The organism is Nonomuraea sp. NPDC003754 (assembly GCF_053605785.1).
Map to the genome: position 1 here is coordinate 186,398 of NZ_JBSGJX010000016.1, position 20,004 is coordinate 206,401.

Sequence of the window (20,004 nt, forward strand, 5' to 3'; positions counted from 1 at the left end):
CGTCACTCCGTTCCGCGGCGGCGAGAGGACCGTCCCACCGCGATCCAGCCCAGCACCCCGCCGCAGACGACGAGGGCCAGCAGGATCGCGACGACGAGCGGTGCGAGGTTCTGGGAGGCGGCAGCCGTGGGTGCCGCGCCCTCGGCGGCCGAGGCGGCCGGGTCGGCGTCCCGCGGCAGAGCCTCACCGGCGTCGCCATCCGATCCGGTATCGCCGTCGGTGCCGGGACTGGCGTCGGCGCCGGTCTTGTCCGCGCCCGTCGTGGCGTCCGTGTCGGCCGGGGTGTCGGCCGGGGTGCCGGCCGGGGTGTCGGCGGGCTCGGTGTCGGGTGCGGACTCCTGCGGGGCGGTGCCGGTCTCCGGTGCGGTCGTCGGGGCGTCCTCGTCCTCGTGCGGGCCCCGGTCCGCCGTGAAGTCGACCGTGGTGACCGGCGCGTGCTTCGGGCACTCCAGCAGCGGCGCCATCCTCGGCGGCCCGATCGGTTTCTCGTACTCCTCGGCGGGCTGCGGGCCGCCGGGGACGCTGAAGATGAACGTCGTCCTGCCGTACACGGTGCCGTCCGGGCGCTTGTCGCTGATGTCGTCGGTCAGGCTGAGCGCGGTCGGCACGACGCTGAGCAGGTGGTGGACGTCGCGTTCGGTCGCGGCGGAGAAGGCCGGCCGGTGCGGCAGGCCCGCGGCGGTGAGCGTGCACGACAGGCCGGGCCTGGCCGTCCTGATGAGGGTGTCGATCTGCCCGAACACGCCGGGCCCGTGGTCGAGGAAGGCGTGCAGGTCCTTGCGCGACTCGCGCAGCGAGCCGGTCACGGTCGCCAGGTCGGAGATGCCCGAGGCAAGCTTCTCCCTGCGGCCGGCCAGGGTGCCGGTCAGCCGGGTGAGCTGGACGGCCAGCTCGTCGAGGGTCCTGGAGTTGTCGGCGAGGGTGTCGGTCAGCCCGTGGGCGTCGTCGATGATGCTCCTGATCGCGGGCGCGCGGCCGTCCAGGGCCACCGCCAGCTCGTGGGTGACCGTCTTGGCGTCCTTGGCGGGGACCGCGTTGAGCAGCTTGCCCACGCCTTCGAACAGCTCCTTGTAGTCGAGCGGCACGCTCGTCCTGCGCACCGGGATCACGTCGCCCGGCGCGAACGAGGGCCCGTTCACGCCGGTCTCGGGCGGGGTCAGCTCCACGTACGGCTCGCCGATGGCCGACTTGCGCCGCACCTCGGCGGTGCTGGCTCTGGGCAGCCTGATCTCCCTGTCGATGTCGAGCCCCACGACGATCTTGCCGGGCGCGAGCCGTACGTCGCCGATCTTGCCGACGCGGACGCCCAGGTAGGCGACGTCGAAGCCGCGCACCAGGCCGGGGGAGGAGACGAACTCGGCGGTGATCCGGTACGGCTGGGTGATCACGTCGAGCTTGATGATCGTGCTGAACGCCCAGACCGTCATCACGACGCCGAGCAGCGCGAAGAAGCCCAGGTTGAGGTAGATGCGGGGTCTCATCGCGGCGGCTCCCACAGCAGCCGGAAGTCGTCCTTGCGGTTGGGCTGCGGGCCGGGGTCGACGTCGGGCCGGTTCGGGATGACGCCCTTGTTCTTCGGCAGCAGCAGGCCCTTCAGCCAGATGTAGATGAGCACCTGGCCGTTGACGGTGATCGGCGGGAGGTCGATGTAGGCCTGCATCCTGGTGACCAGCGTCTTGAGGTCCTCCTTGCCGCGCAGCATCGACGCGCTGATGGCGTCCACCTCCCGCAGCAGCGTACGCAGCCGGGCGGCGTGGCGCGGGTAGACCGTGACATTGGCCTCCTTCGCCAGTTTCGTCAGCGCGACGATCGCCTTCTTGATGTGCTTGCGGCCGTGCTTGACCCGGTCGGTGGCGGCGGCGAGCGTGCCGGGCAGCCGGTCGAGCTCCTTGCTGCCCTTGGCGAGCTGGTCGCCGAGCGCGGCCAGCCCCTCGATCGTGGCCGCGATCTCGGTCCTGGCGGCCGCGTAGCTGTCGGTGACCTGCGCGGTCTGCCTGATCAGCCGGTTGAGGTCGTCGCCCTTGCCGTCGAAGGCGGTGGCGGCGGCGTCGAGGACGGCGTTGACGTCCTGCGCGCCGAGCGCCTCGATCAGCGGGCCCGCCTTGGCGGTGACCTGCTCGATGTCGGGCTCGACGCTGGTGTCGGTGATCGTCGCGCCGCTGGGCAGGAAGGGCCCGGTGGCCATGGTCCTGCCCTTGGGCAGGGTGAGCAGCACGTAGTTCTCGCCGAGGATCGAGGTCTTGGCCACCGTGGCGCTGGTCCCGGTGGGGACCCGTTTGTCCTCCTGGATGGCCATCGTCACCCTGGCCCGGTAGCCGTCGAGCCGGACGTCGGTGACCGTGCCGACCCTGACGTCGGAGATCTGCACGCTGTGGCCGACCACCAGGCTCTGCACGTCGGAGAAGGTCGCCGACAGCGTCAGCTCGCCCTGCGTCGCGCCGACCGTCTGCAGCGTGCAACCCGAGGTGGTCAGGGCCAGGGCGAGCGCGGCGTGTCTGACTCTCATCGGCTCCCTCGCTCGTAGGGGCAGTTGCTCAGGCCGCCCGGCAGGCAGCTCATCCTGGGCAGGTTGAGCGACTCGAACAGGGGCGCCAGCCACGCCCTGGTCATCGCGTTGAGCACGACGCGGATCTTGAGGACGTGCTGCTCCTTGTCCCAGGCGTCGACGACCACGTCGGCGAAGTCGGCGGCGCCCTTGATGGCCTGGGCGAGCTGCTCGCTGTTGGCGCGCACGGTGAGCACCATCTCCGACAGCGTGGCGACGCCCTGGGGCAGGCGCTCCTGGTAGGCCTCGATGAGCACGTCGCCCCGCCGTACGAACTCGGCCATGCCGGCGACGAACCCGCGCAGCCGCCGGCGCTCCTCCGCCAGCGTGGCGCTGGCCTCGGCGAAGGCGTCGATGGTCTTGGTGACCTGGCCCTCCCGCTCGTTGAGGCTGGTGGCCAGCCTGTTCAGGCCCTTGGCCAGGTCGATGAGCTGCTTGTCCTGGGCGGCGAGCGTGCCGGTCAGCTTCGCGGTGTCGGCCAGCGCGTTGTTGATGGTCTTGCCGCGGCCCCGTACGCCGTCGGCCAGGTCGCCGGCCACGTCGCCGAGCTTGTCGGAGTCGAGGGCCTCGGTCAGCTTGGTGAAGGCGTCGAGGGCGTCGTCGATCTCCACGGGCAGGTCGGTGCGCCCGAGCGGGATGACCGCGCCGGGGGCGATCTTCGGCTTGCCGGGCTTCCACGGCGGGTACAGGACGACGTTGCGTTCGCCCAGGGTGTTCTGCGGGGCGACGACGGCCTTCACGTCGTCCGGCAGCGGGATCTCGGGGTAGACCGACATGTCCACCCTGACCTTGTCGCCCTCGATGGTGATCTTCTCCACGGTGCCGGCGTCCAGCCCCATGACCTTGACCCTGGCCTGCTCGTAGAGGCTCGGAGCCTTGGCGAAGATCGCGGTGAGGTGGTAGGGCGCGGGGCCGAGCAGCGAGCAGCCGCCGGTGGCGGCGAGCAGGACGGCCATGACGAGCATCGCCATGCCGCGCCGGGCGAGGGTGCGCGGGCGCCGCCGCGTGCCGGGGCTCATCGGTCGTTCTTCCTGTCCTTGGCGATCGCGGCCAGCACCTCGGGGTTGATCGGTCCCAGCCCGGTGGCGATGGCCTCGATCCACGGCCCCTGCCCGCCCATCGTCGACAGCCCCGCGAACGTCGGGCCGGCCCACCCCAGCACGGAGTTGAACTCCTTCCTGCTCCCGGTCAGCTTCGTGGTGATCGCGCTGGTGTTGTCGAGGGTGTCCACCAGGCTCTTCTCGTGCTCGACGATCAGCTTGGTGGTGCCGGCGACCAGGTCGCTGCCGTCGCCCAGGAGCGTGCGCAGCTCGGCCCTGCGCGCCCGCAGCTCGTCCAGCATGACCTCGATCGCGTCGATGAGCCGCCCGATCTGCTTGTCCTTCTTCTCCAGGACGTCCATGATCTTGGTGCCGTTGTCGAGCAGGCGCTGCAGGTCGGGCTGGCTCCTGCTGATCGTGTCCGACAGGTCGCCGATGTTCTTCAGCAGGCGCGTCACCCGTCCCCGCTTGGCCAGGGCCACCTTGCCCAGCTCGGTGAGCAGCTTGTCGACCGCCTCGGTGTCGAGCCGTTTCACCAGCCTGGTGGCGTCCTTGAGCGCGTCGTTGACCAGGACGGGGGTGCCGGTGCGCTCGACCGGGATGGTCCGCTGCCCCTCGGGCAGCTGGTCCAGGTACGGCGCGGCCACCGGCCCGGTCAGCTTCACGTAACGCCCGCCCAGCAGGTTGGACAGCGTGATGTCGGCCCGGGCGTTCCTGCCGAGCCGTACCTCGCTGTCGACCTTCCAGGTGACCACCACGTGACCCTGTCCGTAGTCGGGGCGCACCTCGGTCACCTCGCCCACGCGCACGCCCGCCACCCGCACGTCGTTGCCCGTCTTCAGCCCGCCGGAGTCGACGAAGATCCCCGACATGTAGTAGCCGCCCTCGAGCAGGCCGAGCGTGCCGACCAGGAACGTGCCGACGAACAGCGAGACGAGCACGCCGAGCGAGACGAGCCCCACCGCGATCCTGTTGCGGTCGCGGAACGATTTCAGCGCCATCACCCACCCACCATGAGCCTGCGCAGGTCCTTGGAGCTCTGGATCCTCAGGCTCTCCCGCAGCGGGGGCGGCGACTCCATGGGATAGGGACACGGCTGGGGCCCGAGAGCCACGCACGGGACCGCCGAGATGAAGTAGTGGCCGCGGTTGACGCTGGCGTAGGCGCGGCTGAACAGCGGCCGGATGGTGTTCACCGTCCTGTCGACCTTGTTCACGTTGCGCCGGATGCCGGAGGTGAGCCGGGCCAGGCTGTCGGTGACCGCGCCGAGCTCCTCGGCGTTCTTGCCGAGCACCTCGTTGGAGACGCGGAAGGTGGTCGACAGCTCCACCAGGGACTCGTCGATCAGCCTGCGGTTGTCGGCGAACGACTCCGACAGCGTCACCAGGTTGTCGACCAGGCGGGAGATCTGCCGGTCGCGCCTGGCCACCACGCCCGTGACGGTGGCGTAGTCCTTCAACAGCTGCCGGATGAGCTCCTTGCGCTGGTTGACCGTGCCGGTGATGTCGTTGACGTTGTCGAGCAGGCGGGGGATGTTCTCGTGGTTGCCCTCCAGGGCCTTGCCGGCGGCGGTGAGCAGCTGGTTGATCTGCTCGGCGTCCAGGCTCCTGGTGAGCGGGCCGAGGTCGCTGACCAGCTCGCCGATGTCCACGACGGAGGCGGTGCGCGCGATGCGGGCGCCCGGCGCGAGCCGGTCGGGGGCGGTGCCGGGGACGAGGTAGACCACGCGCTGCCCGACGGCGTTGCGCCACCTGATGGCCGCCTCGCTGTCGGAGGGGATCCGCACCGCCTCCTGCACCTCCAGCGTCACCTCCGCCCTGCCGTCGACGACCCGGATGGAGCGCACCTGGCCGACCGGCGCGCCCGCGATCTTGACCTGGTCGCCCACCAGCAGCCCCGAGACGTCGTCGAAGGTGGCGACCAGCGGGTATCCGGCGTCCGTGCTGACCCGGGCGATCTGTACGGCGAGCACGGCGATCAGCGAGACGGTGACGGCGAAGAACAGGCCGAAGCGCAGGAGCGTCCAGCGGCGCACGACGCGTTCCCTGGAGACGGCCATCTCAGCGCTTCCTCCCGTCCGTCGGACCGCAGGAGCCGACGATCAGCTCGCAGATGTCGGTGGCGACGAACGCCTCCACCTGGAGCTGGCGGTTCCCGTCGGGGCCGGGCGCCTCGATGAGCTTGTTGAGCAGGTCGACCAGCGTCGTGATGCCGCGCACCCCGTCACCCGCCAGGCCGAGCTGGGCGTAGATGAGCGCGGTCACCCGCTCGGCGGAGTGCACGCCCTCGCGCAGGTTCCGCCGGTGCTTGCGCAGGCCGTGGGCGCCGAGCGCGGAGACGTCGGAGATCTGGTCGAGCAGGACGCGCACCTTCTCGGCCCGCTCCAGCAGGCCGGGGGTGATGGTGTTGACGTCGGCGCCGATCGCGACGATCTCGTCGCCCTTGTCGGCGAGCGTGGCCGACAGCGCGGCCGCGTCGCCGAGGAAGCGCCTGGCCCGCTCGCGGTGCCGGTGCGCGACGCCGACCACGGTGCCCGCGTCGTCGACGAGCTCGCGCATCTTGCCGCCCTTGCCCTCCAGGCCCTTGGCGATCGTGTGCACGATGACCGTGACCTCGCGCGGGTCCACCGCGTCCAGGCCCCGGTAGGCGTCGCCGAGCGAGTCGGACAGGTCGAGTGGACCCTCCGTGTCGGTGATCACGGCGCCGGCCCCCAGGTAGGGGCCGCGCGCCTCACCGGAGCCGAGCCGCAGGTCGACGAACTTGGGGCCGAAGACCGAGCTCGGCTCGATGGAGGCGGCGGTCGTCTGCGGCAGCCGGACGCCGGGCTGGATGTGCATGGTGACGACGGCCTGGCCCTTGGCGTTCAGGTCGACCGCGGTCACGTCGCCCACGGTGATGCCGCGGATCTTGACGGGGGAGTTGGTGTCCATGCCCTGCCCCGCGCGGTCGAAGACCGCCTGGACCTTGGTGCCGCTGATCTCGGTGACGCCGCGCACGAGGAAGAAGCCCGTCGCGACCAGGACCACGACCACGACCAGCGCCACGGCCATGCGGGCGGGCAGGGACAGCTCGTGACGGCCCATGGCTCACCCCGTCAGCTTCACGCCGCTGCCGTCCCCCCAGAACAGGAACGACAGCAGCAGGTTGAGCAGGACGATCGTGACGATCGACTGGCGGATGGCGCGTCCCGCGGCCACGCCCACGCCGACCGGGCCGCCGGTGGCGTAGAAGCCGTAGTAGCAGTGGATGACGATGACCACGAACGCGAAGACGGCGACCTTGATCACGCTGTAGACGATGTCGCTGACCGGCAGGCCGATGTAGAAGTAGTAGTCGTAGACGCCCGGCGCCATCCCGAACAGCACCGTGCACATCAGCCGGGTGGCGAAGAAGCTGGCGAACAGCGCGATCAGGTAGATCGGAAGCAGCGCGACCAGCGCCGCGACGACCCGGGTGCAGATGAGATAGGTGAAGGCGTTGATGCCCATCACCTCGAGCGCGTCGATCTCCTCCGAGATCCGCATCGCGCCGAGCTCGGCGGTGAACGACGAGCCGACCTGCGCCGCCAGCGCCACCGCCGCGATGATCGGGGTGATCTCGCGGACGTTGGCGAAGCTGCCGACCAGGCCCATGAACGACTCGGCGCCGATCGCCTGCAGGCCCTGGTAGCCCTGCAGACCCACGGTCGCCCCCACGACGAAGGCCATCGTGAACACCACGAAGATCATGCCGCCGCCGACGACCGTCGCGCCGACACCCACGACCACGTCGCTGACCTGGCGCATGACGACCTTGAAGTACTTCAGGCGCAGGATCACGTCGCGGACGGAGTAGAAGAGCACCTTCCAGACGAACAGCGGCCAGTCGGCCAGGCGCGCGAAGCGCTCGCCCGCCTCGCGGCCGGCTGCCGCCAGGCGCAGGCCCGCCGTACGGGTGACCATCACAGCACCTTCGGGGGGAAGGCGAGGAAGTAGATCGCGGTGATCACGTAGTTCATCGCGAAGACCAGCATGAAGGTGACGACGGTGGCCCTGTTGACCGCGCGGCCCACGCCGACGGGGCTGGTGGCGCAGGTCATGCCCATGTAGCAGGACACCGCGGCGGCGACGAAGCCGAACACCCACGCCTTGAACAGGGTCACCACCAGGTCGGTCGGGACCACCAGCGACAGCGCCCCGTCGAAGTAGGCGCCGGGGGTGACGCCCTGGACGACCACGTTGAAGAAGTAGCCGCCGGCCGCGCCCGCCACGATCACCAGCGGGGCCAGGCACACCGCGACCGTGCTGGCCGCCCACATGCGCGGGGTGACCAGGCGGTGGATCGGGTTGACCGCCATGACCTCCATCGCGGCCAGCTCGTCGCGGATGTGGCGGGCGCCGATGTCGGAGGTCATCGCGCTGCCTCCGGCGCCGGCGATCAGCAGCGCGCTGGCCATGGGGGCCACCTCGCGCACCAGGCCGACGAAGACCGCGCTGCCGGTGGCCGAGGAGGCGCCTAACTGCCAGGCCAGCTCGCCCACCTGCAGCGCCACGGTGGCGCCCAGGGGGAGCGAGACCAGCAGCACGGGCACGCTGGTCACCCTGGCCAGGAACCAGCACTGGGTGACGAACTCCCACCACCAGGCCTTGACGTCCCAGGTACGGCGCAGGCCCTCCAGGGCGATCACGAACAGCTCGCCCACCTGGCCCAGCACGCTCGCGGCCTTGCGGCCGACGTACCCGGTCAGCGCCATGACCACCTCGGGGGCTCGACTATGGATCAGTCACCTTACTGACGGGTAGTCCAGTAAGTCGATGGTTCCCTGGGAATTTGAGGAAAAGGTATGAGACGCAGCTCACAGGTTGTCAGCCCGCCACGAAAAGTGACGGCTCTGTGACCTTCGGGCGTCCACCGCCGCGGGAACACGCGGGCCGGAGCAAAGCGAAAGGCCCGGCCGTGATACACGGCCGGGCCTTTCCGAAGTAGCGGGGACAGGATTTGAACCTGCGACCTTTGGGTTATGAGCCCAACGAGCTACCGAGCTGCTCTACCCCGCGTCGACATGCATAAGACTAGCAGCTCGGCGGGAGTGCTCGGGCACGTTTGTCTGGGTGCGCGGCCGCGCTCAGCCCAGCAGGGTCGCCATCCAGCCCTCCACCTCGTCCGGGTGACGGGGCAGCCCCGCCGACATCAGCCTGGCGCCGTCGGCGGTGACGACCAGGTCGTCCTCGATCCGCACCCCGATGCCGCGGAACTCCTCCGGCAGCGTCAGGTCGTCGGCCTGCAGGTAGAGACCGGGCTCCACGGTGAGGACCTGGCCCTCCTCCAGCACGCCGTCCAGGTAGCTCTCGGCCCTGGCCTTGGCGCAGTCGTGGACGTCGAGGCCGAGCATGTGGCCGCTGCTGCAGACCGTGTAGCGGCGGTACAGGCCGCTCTCCAAGAGCCGGTCCGGCGAGTCCTTCAGCACCCCCCAGTCGTGCAGGCCCTCGCAGATGACGCGCATGGCCGCCAGGTGGAAGTCGCGGAAGCGCGCGCCCGGCCTGAGGGTGGCGATGGCCGCGCTCTGCGCCTCGTACACCAGCTCGTACACCTGTCGCTGGACCGGGGAGAAGCGCCCGGACAGCGGCAGCGTCCTGGTGATGTCGGCGGTGTAGAGCGAGTCTGTCTCGATGCCGGCGTCCAGCAGCAGCAGGTCGCGCTCGTCCAGCCTGCCGTCGTTGCGGATCCAGTGCAGCACGTTGGCGTGCGCGCCGGAGGCGACGATGCTGTCGTAGCCGACGGCGTTGCCCTCCAGGCGCGAGCGCAGGCCGAAGACACCCTCCAGGTACCGCTCGCCGCGCACCTGACCCAGGGCCGCCGGTACGGCCCGCACCACGTCCTCGAACCCGCGGGTGGTCGCGTCGACCGCGAACTGCAGCTCGGCGACCTCCCACTCGTCCTTGAGCAGCCGCATCTCCGACAGGAAGGACTCCAGCTCCGCGTCACCCTCGCCCGGCGCGACCCTCGCGTCCACGCTCGCGTCGACGCCGCGCAGCACCCGCGCGGTCCCGCCCAGCGACAGCTCGCCGATGTGCGCGGTCGCCACCTGGTACAGGTCCTGGGCCTCGCCCAGGTCGGGGCGGCGGCCCACCCAGAACTCGCCGAAGCGCCGGTCGCGGTAGAACTCCTGGCTGCCCGCCCGCGGCGAGCGGGGGCGCAGGTAGAGCACGGCCTCGCCGGTCGGCTCGATCACCAGCACGTCGTCGGGCTCGGTGTCGCCGGTCAGGTAGGCGAAGGCGCTGTGCGTCCTGAACCGGTAGTCGCTGTCGTTGCTGCGCACCTTCAGCGAGCCGGAAGGGATGATCAGCCGTTCGCCCGGGAACCGGGCGGCCAGCGCGGCGCGCCGCTTGGCCGTCCAGGGCGCGACGGGAAGCGGCTCGAGGCCGGTCTGCCGGGTGTCCGCCCAGCCCGTCTCCATGAAGGCGGCCAGCTCGTCGGTGATGGGCAGGTCGTGGCTGCCGGTGTTCAGCTTCTCGGACAATGCTGATCCCTGGGGTAGGAGGTGATATTTCACATGGTACGACGCTCGCGCCCCCCTGCACCTTAACGGCAAAAACAATGTCGCTCGTGATTGGTCCGAGTGAGCCCAGGGGAGAGTCAGGGGTACCTACAGCCGAGGTGGTGGTCCATGCTCATCGGAACGATCTTGCGGGGCAAGGGATCAGACGTGGTGACGGTGCGCCCGGACACCACGGTGCGAGAATTGCTGACCAGGCTTGCCGACTACAACATCGGCGCCGTCGTCGTGTGCGGGGACGACTCGGTGATCACCGGGATCGTGTCCGAACGTGACGTCGTGCGCAGGCTCAACGACAGGGGCCCCGAGGTCCTCGACGCCCCTGTCTCGGACATCATGACGGCCGAGGTGCGCACCTGCCAGATCGACGCCAACGTCGACGAACTGCGCAGGACGATGACCACCCACCGCATCAGGCACGTGCCCGTGATCGACGCGGGACGCCTGGTCGGCATCGTGAGCATCGGAGACGTGGTCAAGAGCACCATCGAGCAGCTCGAGACGGAGAAGGCCTCGCTCGTCGACTACCTGCACCGCTGACCGGAGGCGGGGGGACATGGCACGCTTGTCCCCGTGACGTACGGCCACCCCCCGCCACCACGCGCCTCGAGCAGCCCGACGTTGATCCTGCTCGCCTCGGGGCTGACCGGGATCCTCGGCTTCCTCATCGGCTTTTTCGCGGGCCTCGGATCGTCGGAGCCCGCCGCGGCGCCGCCGTACTCGGCGCCGGAGATGACCGTGACCATGGAGAGCCCGTCGGAGAGCCCGTCGGAGACGCCGACGGGCGGGATCGGCACGGCACCGACGGCACCGACGGGAGCGCCCACGGGAGGCACCGCCACGGGCCCGGCCACCGGCGGTCCGGCGCCGAGCCGGCCGCCCGCCGCGGTCCCCTCCGGGGGATCGTCCGTGCCCTCGTCCGTGCCCTCGGCGGGGCCCTCGGCGGGGCTGCCGCTGGGCAGCGGCATCCAGGTGGTCGGCACCGACATCCAGCCAGGCACTTACAAGACGGAAGGCCCCGCCGCCGGCCAGCCGTTGTGCTACTGGGCCCGGTTGAAGGGCACGGGGGGCGATCCCGGCGACGTGATCACCAGCGGGATGCCCAGCGGGCCCGCGACCGTCACCATCGAGGCGACCGACAAGGCCTTCCAGAGCGGGGGCTGTGGACCATGGGTGAAACTGTGAAACTCAAGCTCGACCTGCACGACATCTACAACAAGGGCGACCAGATCGACAGGGCGCTGCGGGGCATCATCGACGAGGCCATCCGCAAGCGGGCCACCGAGGTCGAGATCATCCCGGGCAAGGGCAGCGGGCAGCTCAAGAAGAAGGTGCTGCGCTTCCTCGACCAGAAGGAGATCAAGGCGCTCTACCACCGCATCGACAAGGACGCCAAGAACCACGGGCGGCTCTTCGTGTACTTCCGCCACAAGTGAGCCCCCCGAAGGCTCCACCTGGCAGAACGTGATCCAAAGCCTTTCTGAGCTGGGATTATGGCTAACGTGGCGTCACACCAAATCACGTCTCAGCAGACGTTGATGTGCCCTCTCTGTGCCCTGCGCTTGGTTCGTCGGACGCGGCCTTAACGCGACCCGTCCGACGAGCCCACGCCAAGACTTCGTCTTCCCACCAGTAGTCGATGCCGGCCACCTTGCCTACTGCGGGTGGAAAGGGCTCGACCTGCTTGGCGCCGGCGGCGCGTTTGCGCCATGCGTTAACGGTGTTGATGCTCACGCCGAGCAGGCTCGCCACGTCGCTCACAGCGACAGGTCGGCGCTCCATAAGGTCACTCATGTGGGGCAGTGTACTCGTGTTCGGTGCGCACCTAAATAGGGTGCACCTTCCCTCTTTACAGGTGCACCTAGTCTAGGTACAGTCAAAAGCAAGCGGGCCCGCCAGGTGGTGGAACACCTGACAGGCCCTTGATCACCGTCCTGAGTACACCAGGAGGAGACCCGTGGCTTATCGTGTCACGTCCCAGAACAAGACGGCCACCAACTGCAAGTCGTGGTGCGTCAACCACGTCGACGAAGACAACCTGTGCTTCGGCCCCGACACCCCCATCCCCGGCAAGCAGGCTGACGGCCGGCCTGCGTTCGCCAGCCTCAGCCATGACCCGGAGGTCGGGCACCGGCTCGCCATCATCCGCCCAAGCGACGCTGAGATGACGCTCGACGACGCCGAGATGCTGGCCCACCAGATCCTCAACCAGGTGCAGATCGCCCGCGCGGCCAGGTCCGCGGAGTGCCCGGCATGGTGCGTCAGCGACCACGACGACCCCACCAGCTCGCACTACAGCGACGACGCGCCACTCGGCATCTACCGCATCGAGAAGGGCGACCTTCACCTCGAGGGTATGCATGTCGGCCTGGAGCAGTCGCCGAACGAGGGTGAGCCGACCATCCTCATGTCGTCCCCGCACTGGGAAGCCGTCATGACGCTCAGCATGGGCCAGGCGCTCGCGCTCCGTCTCGCGCAGCTCGACAAGATGGGGCGGTCCGGCCGATGAGCACCAACGCCACCGTCACCCTCAAGCAGCTGCAGGACGCCTACAACAAGGTGCTCGCCGCGCAGACCGCCATCTTCCAGGCGTTCGACACGGTCATCGCTCAGACGGGCGCCATCGCCGCGCACGAGAAGGCGCAGCGCGAGGCCGAGCGCTCCTGCCACCCGTGGTGCGTCCGTCACGACGAGCTCGACGACGAACTGTGCTTCTCCGCGGACCTGCCCACCCCTGGCGGCAAGTACGGCGACCCCGGGCACGTCGGGCTCAGCTACCACCCCGACACGGGTATCGGTGTCAGCATCTACCACGACACCGACGCCACCCTCACCCTCGACGAGGCCGAGCAGCTGGCCGCCGCGCTGATGCGTCAGATCGCGCTCGGTCGTGGCCGCGCCACCCCCAACAGCCCGGCCCCGCTCGCGCTGGAGAACGTCGAGGGCGGCTGCTCGGATCTGGGCTGCCGTATCTGCAAGGGCGGTTCCCGATGAGCGCCGAGATCCTTCACCTGCCGCCCACCCGCGCCCAGATTGACCGGGAGCGCGAAGAGGACATCGCCGCCGCCCAGGCCGCCGCCGGCGGGCCCGGCTGCGCCCCCTGGTGCGTCCATCACATCCCCACCGACGACAAGCTCGGGATCTGCCACTCCCACCCGCGGGGTATGCACGCTGACGACGTCTACCTCGTCGACGAGCACACCGAGTTGGGGCGCCGCCTGTGGTGGCCGGAGCGGTGCGACGTCTCGCTCGACGAGGCGGAGACGCACGCCCGACGCGTCCTCGCCCTGGTCGCCCTGGCCCGCTCCGGGAACGGGGGCGCGCTATGAGCGCACGGCACGGCGAGAAGACCGGGACCTGCCCCGCCTGGTGCACGCGCCGGCACCCCGCGCCCGACGTCCACGTCCGCAACCTCGACGCCATCTCGGGCCCGCCGTTCTCCACAGTGACTGTGGAGGTGAACCTCCTGCAGCGCGGCGACCTGCCGCCGGTCGTCCAGGTGTGGGTGACCGACGAGGCCGCATCGATCGTGGGCGAGGAGACCAACAGCCGGCACGAGCTCGACGAGCCCACCGCCGCGGCGCTCGGGCACGCCATCACGAAGCTGGACCCGCGCGGCGTGCGGGAGGTCGGCCTGGCGCTGGTCGACGCCGCCGAGCTGCTGCGTGGGGGTGCGGCGTGAGGTCGGCCGGCCGGTCGAGGAAGCGGCCGTCGTACCTCAAGGGCGAGCAGGGGCGGGCGTTGAAGCACGTCCTTGCTGCCCGGCACGGGTCCCGCTGCTTCTACTGTGGGACGCCGTACAGCGATCCGACCGTGGCGACGTTCGACCACTACTTGCCGTACTGGCTGTGGCGCCGGTACAGCCGATCCAATCTGGTGCTCGCCTGCGAGCCGTGCAACCAGGCGAAGGCTGACATGCTGCCGTGGCCGCTGGTGTGGCTGCTGCTGGCGGCCGTACCCGCCTGATACCTGGCGTGTGCTGGCCGTTCGCCGGTCGGCGTACCCGCCGGGTACATCACACTCGCCCCTGGAACCGTCTCCTACCGGTTCCGGGGGCGGTCGCGTTTCCGGGAGTCCTGCGCCTTTCTCGCGGACGGTACACGGCGGCCGGCGACTGTCCGCGCGACTCGTCGCCTCGGGTCGCATGCTTGCAGGTGAAGCGGCGGTTTCTGTTTCCGTGCCAGTTCCACGGCCGTTTCCTGCCGCCGGTACGCCGAGACCCGGTTCGGGAACCGTTGTGGAACTGTCCGGGAACTGGTGCCGTACCGGCGGCTGATGTTTCGTCCGCGGTTTCGATCGGGGTTTCGTCGAGGCTCCGTTCCAGCACGTCGCGCCGTGGTGAAACACGCCGCCAACCCGGCCGGCTACCGCCGCGGCTCAGTACACCCCCGGTACACCGTCCGTACAGGGAAAACGCGCCCGGCCGGTACACCGCCAGTACAGCCCCGGTACACCCTCGCGCTCCGTCTCCGGGCCGGCTGGGACACCTTCGTCGAGGTGTCCCGCAGGCAGGGAGGCAAGGTTCCCGCGGTCAGGGAGGCAGGGAGAACTCCCTGACCGCCTCCCTCGCCGCATCCCTGGCCCTGACCTGCGTGGATCGCCCTCTCAGGGAGGCAGGGAGGCAGGGAGGCGCCTCCCGGACGGGCCCTGAAACGCGCTGAAAAGCCGTCTCGCAGGCTGACCCCCGACTCCCTCTGCCCCCGACTGGGGCGGAGTCGGGGTCTAGGAACCCCTCTATGAGGCCTCTAGGACTAGGCGTGGAGGGTCTAGGACCTAGACGCCGCCTCTAGATTTCTAGGGGCTCACGACCTGGGGAAAGGCGTTCCTAGACGGGCTAGACGGGGGTGGAGGCGGCAACGCCGCCGTTACCGCACCCGTTGCCGGGTTGGCCTGGGAAAACGACGCCTGCCGGGCGGCAACACATGCCCGCGAAAGGTGCCCCGAGAGCGCTTCTGGAGAGGGTCGGAAGGGTCACCGGCGCGTTGCCGGGGGGCGATTCCGAGTTAGCTCGGGGCGTCGCGAGCACCTAACCGGGTTAGATTCCTAACTCGCGCCCGCGGGCGCCGTAACCGTGGGCGGACCTGCGGGAAGTTAGCAAAGTTAGGTGGGTTAGCCGAGTTAGATCGGGCGTCCCGGAAGCCTCCAGGAGGCGCTAGGAGGCCGCGAGGCCTCGCGTAACTAACGCTAGGCCTAGCGGCACCGCGAACGGCCTGTGACGTGGCTTCTAGCGGCCTCGCGGTAGCGGCGGCGACTGCCCTCGCACCCCAGATTTTGGCGTGTTTCGCGGGCTGCGAGCCGCGGCCGCTACCCGCTACCTTCGCCCGTTCCGCCTGGCCATGGTGGTAGCGGCTGAGGTAGCGCTGCCGCTACCGGTAGCGCGGCCCGCCACTCCACGTTCCGGGGACGAACAGATTCATGGACCGCCCCCAGCCGATGCTGCTCACGATCGCCGAAGTCGCCTATGAGCTCCGCCTGTGCGAGAGGAGCGTCTACCGCCTGATCGAGGCGGGCGACCTCCCCGTCGTCGACGTTGCGCCGCGGCGGTCCAGGAAGGCGAAAACCCGTGTCGCGCGCATCGACCTTGAGTCCTTCGTGCAGAAGCGCCGGCGCGTCTAGGCCGGCCACGACTCCTCAGGGGCGACGAATGAGCCGCGGCCCTGAACGGTGACCGTCCACCCTTCCTCGGCGAGCGTGGCCATCGCCCGCCGTACGGTGCCGCGCGACACACCGTGCTCCTGCTGGAGATGCGTCTCGGACGGGAGCATCTGGCGCGGCTGGAACTCGCCGGCCTTGATCTGGTCGCGCAGGATCGCGGCCAGCTGCTCATGCAGGGGCGTCGGGTCGAGCTGGTCGACAGTCATGTGCTCGACGTTACGGACAACCTGTTTGACCTGCGCAGACGGTCCGTATTAAACAGGATATACGTGCTGTACGAGTTGAACGTATCTTCCTCGCATGGCTACCAGCAGCGACGACCCAGCCCTCATTCGCGCCATGCAAGAGCGCATCTCCGCCTCCCTCGGCAAGGAAGACCAGATCGTGTGTGGCGAATGCGACGCGCCCCTCATGCGCGTCTACTCCGTGTACGGCGGTTGGCTGTGGCTGGCCGTCTACGGCCAGGGCGACGTACCGGCCGCGCAGTGCCCGAAGGTCCCGGGCCTGTACGACATCGGCAACGGCGCACACCGGCCTACGAACGGTTAGCTCGGCGGAGACGACAGCAACGACTTCGCCTCCAGCCAGCGCTGCCACTCGGCGACGACCTCGTCCGCCAGACTGATCGCGTCCCGCTCCTTGCCGTTGGAAACGACCTCCCACCGGTGCGAGCCGACCGCCGCGTCGCTGTCGCCGACATATGGTCGCGCTGGCGTGTCGAACCAGCTCGTCACAAACACCGGCATTTCCTTAGAGACGTGCTGTCGATTGAAGGTCGTCTTCTTGTCGCCGGTCTTCGATGCGGTGAGCCGCAGATGCTTAAGCCCGTTGCACAGGTCGGCTGCCACCTGCAGTGCTGGAACTCCCTTGACCTTGTCGAAGATGTCTTCTACCTCGCGCTTGGCCTGTGCGCACGCGGGATCGGGATCGTTCTTGATCCACTCCTTGAGGTGGTAGGCGTCCTGAAAGAAGTGGAAGAGGAAGTCGCGCGCCTCGGCGGAGTCCATCGTGGATGGTCCGGCCGCCTGGAGGAGACGGTTGAAGCTGCGGACCATGCGCCGGTACTGGTCACCCCAGCCTTCCGAGAACGGACCGATAGCGGGGTCTCGCCCCTGGACGACCTGGCCCGTCGCCTGGAACAGCACGTCAATCGTCTGAGAATCGGCCGTAGCCGAGGCTGTGACGCCGACTGCACGAAGTCGTTCGGTGGCGAGTGCCGTGGCTGCTGCTCTGGCGGCGCGATCTCTCTGCTTGGTGGGGGCGAGCAGGTAGAGACGCACTTGCCCCTGCTGGAGGAACAGGCATGCGTCCCCAGGGAAGGGCGCCGGGGTCGGGATGTTGTTGTCGTTCTCGTGCACGACGAACTTGGCTTCCTTGAGTACGGCCTTGGTCAGGTCGTGAATCTCTTGCGCGTCCACGCTGACGCTCCTGTGAGTTGAGGGTGAGAAACAGGAGACGTGCGGGGGCAATGTTCGGTTTACGGCTGCACGCCTCGCAGTGGGGCGAGGGAGGCGCTCAGTGAGCGGAGGGGTGGGCCTCCCGCTCGAGCCGCGCCGCACGTCGACACGGCTGACACCTACTGCGTCCGGCCGGCAGCTTGCGCTGAAATCATGTGGATGGATGTTGGGGGCGGCGCAGGACCGGACTAGCAAGGAAACATCATGGCCCGACCTTGGGATGCGTGAGCGCACCCTTTGACGCCGCCCCGAGTCTGTCAGCCCTTGGCGCGACGACGCCGAGCCGGTCGAGGCGCATCAGCCTCGACATCAGCCGGCGTCGTCCGCGTGACCTCGTGCGGGTCGGGTGAGAACAGGTCAGGTCTGGCCACGACGAACGGGTCGTCGGACGGCCACACCTGGGTGAAGGCCAGGCGGACGACCGAGCCTTCCCAGCGGACGCTGCCCGCGATGGCGGGGAACCTGTAGCTGGTCACGGCCCGGCTCACTGGTTCTGCAGCATGCGGAAGCCGAGGTCGTTCAGGCTGTCGGACCCGATCCGGGCCCACGCGAACAGACCGCGCTGGCCGGTCGGCCGGCCGTTGGCGCCCGCCAGGTGCGGTACCAGCTCGACCTGCATGCCCGCGCGCTGAGCGACCAGGAAATTCTGCCAGTCGCCGACGATGAGCAGGTTCACCAGCGTGGTGGCCGCGGTGAAGTCGGCCATCCAGTCGTTGAGGAAGTAGCGGCGGCCGAACAGCCGCGGGATCGCCTCGTCGGTGAGGTCGACGGTGAAGTTCGACCCCATCGTGGTGCCGAAGTTGCGGACCTCGTTCTGCACGTCGGTGCTGCTGATCCACGCCACCCGGTCGCCGCGGTTGCGGTACTTGATGGGCAGGGCGTCCCACAGCTTGTACAGGTCGGCCGCGACGAACGCGCCGTCAGTGCCCGGCGTGACCAGCACCGCGGCGTTGGCGGCGAGCGCGGTCACGATGCCGGTCGGCTCGCCGGTGCCGGTGCCGAGCGTCGTCTTCTGCGACACCAGCTCGAGATAGCCCTCCCGCAGCAGCATCGCGACTTCGCCGGCGAAGTTCGGGTAATCCATGCCGATCTCGATGGAGAACGGGATGAACCCGCGCGCGGTGTGCGTGGGAACGGTCGGCTGGTCGAGGGTCGGCGAGTCGTCGCTCACCTCAGAGCCTTCGGCGTCGAACGACCAGGAGACGCCCGCGGTGGAGACGCCCTTCCATTCGTCGGTGGTGATGGTGACGACGCGGGCAAGGTCGAGGATGTCGTTCGGCGAGCCCTGCGCGGTCAGGATGAACGTGGGGTCGATCAGGACGGGCACGCCGTAGCCGCCGCCCGCGTTGGAGCCGCCCGACATGGCGCGGAACTCCTCGAACGCGCGCAGCGCGCGCGCCTCCTCCTCGGTGAGGATCGCCTTCGGGTCGGTGATGACCCGCATGAACGCGCTGCGGTAGGCGTCGTTTTCGGTGAGCAGCATGCGGCGGGCGATCTGGGCGCCGTCGCACTGGGTGTGCCCGGTCAGCTTGGACCGGATGAGGCTGTCCATCTTGTCGACGGACGCGGCCGGCATGTCGAGGTCCTTGTGCCGCTGTTCGAGCGCGGACAGTGCCCTGTCGCGGGCTTCCTGCGGCGGAGCGTGGAGCGGGGAGACGCCGGCGAACGGCTCGACGTGCCGCATGAACTGGGGGCTGTTGTCGTGGCCCGCCAGGATGACCTGGGAGCGGTCGATTGTGTTCCGGTCGATCTGGTCGTCGACTCTCTCCAGCAGCTGCCCGGCGTCCTCGAGCCGCTTTTCGGCGGCGGCGAAGTCGGTCTCCTGGGCACGAGTCAGGGCCCGGCCGGCGGCGTTCTCGCGGATGCGCTTCATGGTGTTGAACGCGTCGTTGCGGATGTCGCGCAGCTCCGTCTTAGCTTCCAGCAGTTCGGTGGGCGGAGTGCTGTTCCAGTCGAGATTCGACTTGTTCCTCAGGCGCTCGATGATGTTCACGACGTTCCCTTCGTCGTCGATGCACGGGAAAGAACCCCGGGCGTCTCGGCGACCAGGAACGCGACTCCGGCGCTCCACGTCGTCTGCCCTGCGCAACTCCGGCGCGGGTGAGACCACGGTGCAGACGGGATATCGGCCACTCCGTGCCGACAGCAATCCGTCGAGATCATGTTACCCCTCCCCGCCGACATTCCGCTGCGCCAACTCGAGCGACATCGCCGCCAGGTGCTCGTCAGCGTCCGGGATCACGTCGAGGAAGTGGTCCAGCACCTGCAGCAGACTCGCCAGCGCGGCGCCGGCCAGCTGCGGCGTGGTGAGTTCGTCGAGCAGCGCGGCGACGGCCGGCCAGTCCTTGCGTCGGTGATGCTGGACGAGGGCGACAGAACGACCGTGGATCGCTGCGAACTCACTGTTGTCGATCATGAGATGTCCTCTCGGAGAAAAAAACTTGTTTGTGGTGAAGTCCAGCGCTGGACTGTCGGGCGCCAAAAGGTCCAGTCCTGTACAGAAAAAAAGTCGGCTGCGGGCGGGGTCCTTATATGTGACTTTCTGAAGATCACTAGTCCCCCTGTCTGTCTGCTGGTTGTGCTGGTCATGAGTGAGTTGTGTGTGTCACTCGGTCGGTGGTGTGGTGTCGCCTCGCTCGCGCACCCGGGGGCGGGGCTGGCGCGGCGCGTGGCTGGTGGTGCTGGCTGGTGGCGTGGTGGTGCGTGCCCTGGGTGGCCGCCCCGGGGCGCCGCGTGGGGGCGTGGGGCGCCGGCCCGGGGCGCCGCCCGCCG

25 protein-coding genes and 1 tRNA gene are annotated in these 20,004 nt (G+C 69.1%); 10 read left to right on the plus strand and 16 right to left on the minus strand.

Annotated elements, in window-relative coordinates; translation table 11 throughout:
• Nucleotides 1-2 precede the first annotated feature (2 nt).
• The 10 genes from ACWEVS_RS21600 to ACWEVS_RS21645 form a co-directional block, all read right to left on the minus strand.
• A complete protein-coding gene (locus tag ACWEVS_RS21600; protein WP_452552964.1) occupies nt 3-1,481 on the minus strand; it encodes an MCE family protein in 1,479 nt (492 codons plus the stop codon).
• The gene (locus ACWEVS_RS21605) at nt 1,478-2,506 is read right to left on the minus strand and encodes an MCE family protein (RefSeq protein ID WP_452552966.1); all 1,029 of its coding nucleotides are present in this window, start codon (nt 2,504-2,506) and stop codon (nt 1,478-1,480) included. The genes ACWEVS_RS21600 and ACWEVS_RS21605 overlap by 4 nt, the downstream gene beginning before the upstream one ends.
• Nucleotides 2,503-3,564 carry an MCE family protein gene (locus ACWEVS_RS21610; protein WP_354910667.1) on the minus strand — a complete coding sequence of 354 codons (1,062 nt, stop codon included), beginning with the start codon at nt 3,562-3,564 and terminating at the stop codon, nt 2,503-2,505. Before ACWEVS_RS21610 ends, ACWEVS_RS21605 begins: the two co-directional genes overlap by 4 nt.
• Nucleotides 3,561-4,586 (minus strand): MlaD family protein, encoded by a 1,026-nt coding sequence (locus ACWEVS_RS21615; protein ID WP_452552968.1) that lies wholly within the window; start codon nt 4,584-4,586, stop codon nt 3,561-3,563. The genes ACWEVS_RS21610 and ACWEVS_RS21615 overlap by 4 nt, the downstream gene beginning before the upstream one ends.
• Nucleotides 4,586-5,644: an MCE family protein gene (locus ACWEVS_RS21620; RefSeq protein WP_449920745.1), complete on the minus strand. Its 1,059-nt coding sequence runs from the start codon at nt 5,642-5,644 to the stop codon at nt 4,586-4,588. The genes ACWEVS_RS21615 and ACWEVS_RS21620 overlap by 1 nt, the downstream gene beginning before the upstream one ends.
• A 1-nt stretch (nt 5,645) precedes the next feature.
• Nucleotides 5,646-6,668, minus strand: coding sequence for an MlaD family protein (locus tag ACWEVS_RS21625; protein WP_354910673.1), 1,023 nt, complete (start codon nt 6,666-6,668; stop codon nt 5,646-5,648).
• 3 nt (nt 6,669-6,671) lie between these two features.
• Nucleotides 6,672-7,526: an ABC transporter permease gene (locus ACWEVS_RS21630; protein WP_354910676.1), complete on the minus strand. Its 855-nt coding sequence runs from the start codon at nt 7,524-7,526 to the stop codon at nt 6,672-6,674.
• Nucleotides 7,526-8,317 carry an MlaE family ABC transporter permease gene (locus ACWEVS_RS21635; RefSeq protein ID WP_354910679.1) on the minus strand — a complete coding sequence of 264 codons (792 nt, stop codon included), beginning with the start codon at nt 8,315-8,317 and terminating at the stop codon, nt 7,526-7,528. Before ACWEVS_RS21635 ends, ACWEVS_RS21630 begins: the two co-directional genes overlap by 1 nt.
• A 230-nt stretch (nt 8,318-8,547) precedes the next feature.
• A tRNA-Met gene (locus ACWEVS_RS21640) sits at nt 8,548-8,621 on the minus strand.
• Nucleotides 8,622-8,689: 68 nt separating this feature from the next.
• Nucleotides 8,690-10,084: an aminopeptidase P family protein gene (locus ACWEVS_RS21645; RefSeq protein WP_449920739.1), complete on the minus strand. Its 1,395-nt coding sequence runs from the start codon at nt 10,082-10,084 to the stop codon at nt 8,690-8,692.
• Nucleotides 10,085-10,231: 147 nt separating this feature from the next.
• On the opposite strand from ACWEVS_RS21645, the gene ACWEVS_RS21650 reads away from it, so the two are divergent.
• Genes ACWEVS_RS21650 through ACWEVS_RS21660 form a run of 3 tightly spaced genes read left to right on the plus strand, consistent with a single transcriptional unit; the run spans nt 10,232 to nt 11,556 of the window.
• A complete protein-coding gene (locus tag ACWEVS_RS21650) occupies nt 10,232-10,660 on the plus strand; it encodes a CBS domain-containing protein (protein ID WP_449920737.1) in 429 nt (142 codons plus the stop codon).
• Between the two features lie 33 nt (nt 10,661-10,693).
• Nucleotides 10,694-11,305, plus strand: coding sequence for a hypothetical protein (locus ACWEVS_RS21655; RefSeq protein WP_452552970.1), 612 nt, complete (start codon nt 10,694-10,696; stop codon nt 11,303-11,305).
• Complete coding sequence (locus ACWEVS_RS21660; protein ID WP_354910689.1) at nt 11,302-11,556, plus strand: Smr/MutS family protein; 255 nt, start codon at nt 11,302-11,304, stop codon at nt 11,554-11,556. Before ACWEVS_RS21655 ends, ACWEVS_RS21660 begins: the two co-directional genes overlap by 4 nt.
• An 82-nt stretch (nt 11,557-11,638) precedes the next feature.
• Here ACWEVS_RS21660 and ACWEVS_RS21665 read toward each other — a convergent pair whose 3' ends face one another.
• Complete coding sequence (locus tag ACWEVS_RS21665; protein WP_452552972.1) at nt 11,639-11,914, minus strand: hypothetical protein; 276 nt, start codon at nt 11,912-11,914, stop codon at nt 11,639-11,641.
• A 163-nt stretch (nt 11,915-12,077) separates the two neighbouring features.
• Here ACWEVS_RS21665 and ACWEVS_RS21670 point away from each other — a divergent pair, with 163 nt between their 5' ends.
• The 6 genes from ACWEVS_RS21670 to ACWEVS_RS21695 all read left to right on the plus strand — a co-directional run bounded on the left by ACWEVS_RS21670 (nt 12,078) and on the right by ACWEVS_RS21695 (nt 15,736).
• Nucleotides 12,078-12,629: a DUF6907 domain-containing protein gene (locus ACWEVS_RS21670; RefSeq protein ID WP_452552974.1), complete on the plus strand. Its 552-nt coding sequence runs from the start codon at nt 12,078-12,080 to the stop codon at nt 12,627-12,629.
• The gene (locus ACWEVS_RS21675; RefSeq protein WP_452552976.1) at nt 12,626-13,114 is read left to right on the plus strand and encodes a hypothetical protein; all 489 of its coding nucleotides are present in this window, start codon (nt 12,626-12,628) and stop codon (nt 13,112-13,114) included. The genes ACWEVS_RS21670 and ACWEVS_RS21675 overlap by 4 nt, the downstream gene beginning before the upstream one ends.
• Nucleotides 13,111-13,449: a hypothetical protein gene (locus tag ACWEVS_RS21680; RefSeq protein ID WP_452552977.1), complete on the plus strand. Its 339-nt coding sequence runs from the start codon at nt 13,111-13,113 to the stop codon at nt 13,447-13,449. The genes ACWEVS_RS21675 and ACWEVS_RS21680 overlap by 4 nt, the downstream gene beginning before the upstream one ends.
• Nucleotides 13,446-13,802: a DUF6907 domain-containing protein gene (locus tag ACWEVS_RS21685; RefSeq protein WP_452552979.1), complete on the plus strand. Its 357-nt coding sequence runs from the start codon at nt 13,446-13,448 to the stop codon at nt 13,800-13,802. Before ACWEVS_RS21680 ends, ACWEVS_RS21685 begins: the two co-directional genes overlap by 4 nt.
• A complete protein-coding gene (locus ACWEVS_RS21690; RefSeq protein WP_452552981.1) occupies nt 13,799-14,086 on the plus strand; it encodes an HNH endonuclease in 288 nt (95 codons plus the stop codon). Before ACWEVS_RS21685 ends, ACWEVS_RS21690 begins: the two co-directional genes overlap by 4 nt.
• 1,467 nt (nt 14,087-15,553) lie before the next feature.
• Nucleotides 15,554-15,736 (plus strand): helix-turn-helix domain-containing protein, encoded by a 183-nt coding sequence (locus ACWEVS_RS21695; protein ID WP_452552983.1) that lies wholly within the window; start codon nt 15,554-15,556, stop codon nt 15,734-15,736.
• Here the strand turns inward: ACWEVS_RS21695 and ACWEVS_RS21700 are convergent.
• Nucleotides 15,733-15,981, minus strand: coding sequence for a GntR family transcriptional regulator (locus tag ACWEVS_RS21700; RefSeq protein WP_452552985.1), 249 nt, complete (start codon nt 15,979-15,981; stop codon nt 15,733-15,735). The two genes, ACWEVS_RS21695 and ACWEVS_RS21700, sit on opposite strands and share 4 nt — an antisense overlap.
• Nucleotides 15,982-16,075: 94 nt before the next feature.
• On the opposite strand from ACWEVS_RS21700, the gene ACWEVS_RS21705 reads away from it, so the two are divergent.
• The gene (locus ACWEVS_RS21705; RefSeq protein ID WP_452552986.1) at nt 16,076-16,324 is read left to right on the plus strand and encodes a hypothetical protein; all 249 of its coding nucleotides are present in this window, start codon (nt 16,076-16,078) and stop codon (nt 16,322-16,324) included.
• On the opposite strand, the gene ACWEVS_RS21710 is transcribed toward ACWEVS_RS21705, so the two are convergent.
• The 4 genes from ACWEVS_RS21710 to ACWEVS_RS21725 form a co-directional block, all read right to left on the minus strand.
• Nucleotides 16,321-17,193: a hypothetical protein gene (locus ACWEVS_RS21710; RefSeq protein WP_452552988.1), complete on the minus strand. Its 873-nt coding sequence runs from the start codon at nt 17,191-17,193 to the stop codon at nt 16,321-16,323. The two genes, ACWEVS_RS21705 and ACWEVS_RS21710, sit on opposite strands and share 4 nt — an antisense overlap.
• Before the next feature lie 296 nt (nt 17,194-17,489).
• Nucleotides 17,490-17,708: a hypothetical protein gene (locus tag ACWEVS_RS21715; RefSeq protein ID WP_452552990.1), complete on the minus strand. Its 219-nt coding sequence runs from the start codon at nt 17,706-17,708 to the stop codon at nt 17,490-17,492.
• An 8-nt stretch (nt 17,709-17,716) separates the two neighbouring features.
• Complete coding sequence (locus ACWEVS_RS21720) at nt 17,717-19,225, minus strand: phage major capsid protein (protein WP_452552992.1); 1,509 nt, start codon at nt 19,223-19,225, stop codon at nt 17,717-17,719.
• A gap of 171 nt (nt 19,226-19,396) precedes the next feature.
• Complete coding sequence (locus ACWEVS_RS21725) at nt 19,397-19,648, minus strand: hypothetical protein (protein ID WP_452552994.1); 252 nt, start codon at nt 19,646-19,648, stop codon at nt 19,397-19,399.
• Nucleotides 19,649-20,004 lie beyond the last annotated feature (356 nt).